This is a genomic window from Holdemania massiliensis AP2, assembly GCF_000327285.1.
GTDB lineage: Bacteria > Bacillota_I > Bacilli_A > Erysipelotrichales > Erysipelotrichaceae > Holdemania > Holdemania massiliensis.
Genome location: NZ_HE998568.1, coordinates 310,069 through 312,837, shown reverse-complemented (window position 1 = coordinate 312,837; position 2,769 = coordinate 310,069). Strand labels below are relative to the sequence as shown.

General features: G+C 49.4%; 2 protein-coding genes and 1 pseudogene. All 3 read left to right on the top strand.

Going from position 1 to position 2,769, the window contains the following annotated elements:
- The first annotated feature begins 141 nt into the window (after positions 1 to 141).
- Positions 142 to 1,488 carry a murein hydrolase activator EnvC family protein gene (locus BN162_RS17915; protein WP_020224820.1) on the top strand — a complete coding sequence of 449 codons (1,347 nt, stop codon included), beginning with the start codon at positions 142 to 144 and terminating at the stop codon, positions 1,486 to 1,488.
- 332 nt (positions 1,489 to 1,820) lie between these two features.
- Complete coding sequence (ftsE, locus tag BN162_RS09305; RefSeq protein ID WP_020224819.1) at positions 1,821 to 2,510, top strand: cell division ATP-binding protein FtsE; 690 nt, start codon at positions 1,821 to 1,823, stop codon at positions 2,508 to 2,510.
- Positions 2,503 to 2,769 (top strand): annotated as a pseudogene (locus BN162_RS18750) (permease-like cell division protein FtsX); the annotation flags it as partial. The gene ftsE and the pseudogene BN162_RS18750, both read left to right, overlap by 8 nt.

Sequence of the window (2,769 nt, the reverse complement as noted above, 5' to 3'; positions counted from 1 at the left end):
AGTGCTGTTTTCAGAAATGTTTAAGCTGACGCCGCCGCATCCGTTTGTGCTGCAGCTGTCGTTAATATTATTAGGCATCGGGATGGCGGTCGGATTGATCGGCAGCTTCATGTCGGTAACGAAATATTTGAGGTGGAAACGATGAAAAAACTGGGACTGATTTTATTGAGCGCCATCCTGCTTCTGGGCATGGTCTTGCCAGTCATGGCTGATGATGACGAGGATGTCTATTACTTAACGATGTGTTCCGGTTCGGATTTGTCCGAAGAACAGAAGAACGAGTGCCGGGATTATGCCTCTCGCCGCAACAGTGAATTAACGAAGCAGCTCAGTGACATCAAGGCAAAACGCAAGGAAATCGAATCCAACCTAGAGAAAATCGGAAAGGAAATTCAGGGCTATGACGCTCAGATTGCCACATTAACGACACAGATCAACGAGCTGACGGCTCAGATCGAAGAAAAAGAAGCGCTGATCGCACAGCTGGAAATGCAGATCGAGCAGAAAGAAGCGGAAATTGCCGCTTTGCGGGAAAAGGTGGAACAGCGGCTGGTGCGATCCCAGCAAACGCTGCATACCAATCAGTTCTTAGACTTTCTGATGGGGGCAGAGGACTTCACTTCGCTCTTGCGGCGGATTCAGGGCGTCAACGATATCATGAATTATGATAAGAAATCGCTGGAAGAACTGAAAAGACTGATGGATGAGCTGGAAGCGGATAAAGCGCAGATGGCGGAAGAAAAAGCGGCGCTCGAAATCAGCAAGACAGATCTGGAAGCAAAGAAAAATGAAGTGACCGAGCTGCGCGTCGTCGCTCAGCTGGCGCAGGTGGCCTATGAACAACAAGCCGCCGATCTGGAAGCACAGGGCAATCAGATCACTGAAAACTTAGGTGCTTTCAAAAATATTCTGAGTTCAATTGATTTCGGCAGTATCGGCAGCTCTACCGGCTTTACCAAGCCGAACGGCGGCTATTTAAATAATGGAACCTGGTATTACCGCAGCGGCGGCGTCCATCTGGGAATGGATATCATGGCAGGAATCGGAACGTCCATCGCTGCAGCTGGCAACGGCGTCATCTTAAACAGTGCGGATGGCTGTGCGAATAACGGCTCCATCGGCAACACTTGCGGCGGCTCCGGCGGCAGCCGCGGGGGCGGAAATCAGGTGTATCTGCTGACCAACATCGACGGTGTAACCTATGCCATCAAGTATCTACATATGAGTCCGGGTACGCCGGTAGCGACCGGCACCGTGGTCAGTGCCGGAGATCGGATCGGAGCGGTCGGACAATCCGGCAATGCCAGTGCGCCGCATACGCATATCGAAGTATTCAAGCTAGGTACGATGTCGATTGAAAGCTATGCCAACAGCTGGAACGGAGATTTGGCCTTTGGGGCTGGCTGGGGCTCCGGCGCCTTAAGCAATACCTGTGATAAAAAAGGGGCGCCTTGCCGTGTGAAGCCGGAAACCGCCTTTGGCTATTAATAAAGTCGAATTGGAGAACTGAAAGCAGAAATCAGGAAGTGGATAAGGCCGGGGATGAGCGGGAATTTCTCTCTATCCCGGTCTTTTTTTACGCTTTTTTTACGCCATTGATAAATAAAAGGATAGGTGCGGAGCGGAGTCGATGTTTGTGGATAAGGCTGAATGGATGCGACTGATTTCAGCTTTGTACTCAATTTATCCATGTCATCAATCCTCAAAAGAGCGCTTCAGCCTGTGTTTTTGTTCGGTAAAGATTGTAAGAAATAACCCAATATTTTCATCATGACCGAAATTGATTCTATGTTATAATACTAGCGATTGGATGTGAAAAGATGCTGGATTTAAAACATGTATCAAAAACATATAAGAACGGAGTGAACGCCCTGTATGACGTCAATCTCAAGATTGATCAGGGAGAGTTTGTCTATATCATCGGACCGACGGGGTCGGGAAAATCCACACTGATCAAGCTGTTGGATGGAGAAGAAATTCCAACCAAAGGCAAGGTGGAGGTAACCGGGATCAATGTTGGAAAGCTGAAGCATTCCAAAGTCCCGCTGTACCGCCGCAATATCGGCGTTGTCTTTCAGGACTTCCGGCTGTTAGAGCGCAAGACAGTGTTTGAAAACATCGCTTTTGCCTTGGAAGTCATCAACGTGCCGAAGGAAAGAATCCGTAAACGGGTGCGGGAAGTCATGAATCTGGTCGGCTTGGATGATAAGGGCAGCTCTTTTCCGCAGGAGTTGTCCGGCGGTCAGCAGCAGCGTGTGGCGATCGCCCGCGCGATTGCGAACAAGCCGAAGATCCTGATTGCGGACGAACCGACAGGAAATCTGGATCCGCAGAAGTCGGATGAAATCATGACGCTGCTGGAAAAGATCAACCGCGAAGAAAAAACGACGATCCTGATGGTAACGCACGATATCACACTGGTGAATAAGCACCGCAAACGAACGATCGCCTTAGAGGCAGGACATATCGTAGCGGACATGAACGAGGGAGGATATATCAAACATGATTAGACGATTCTTTCGGCATATCCGCGAGGGCTTTTATGGCGTGGGACGGCATGCGGCGATGTCGGTATCGAGCGCCTCGGCGGTTACGATTACCTTATTGATTATATCAATCTTTATGATTGTGACAGGCAATATGCAGGAGGTTACCAAGAACATCGAAGGCTCGGTGAAGATCTCGGCGTTTGTGGCTTATGATCATGAGGAACAATCTCAGCTGGACATGCTTCAGGCGACGATCAAGAACCTGGAACATGTAGTGGGA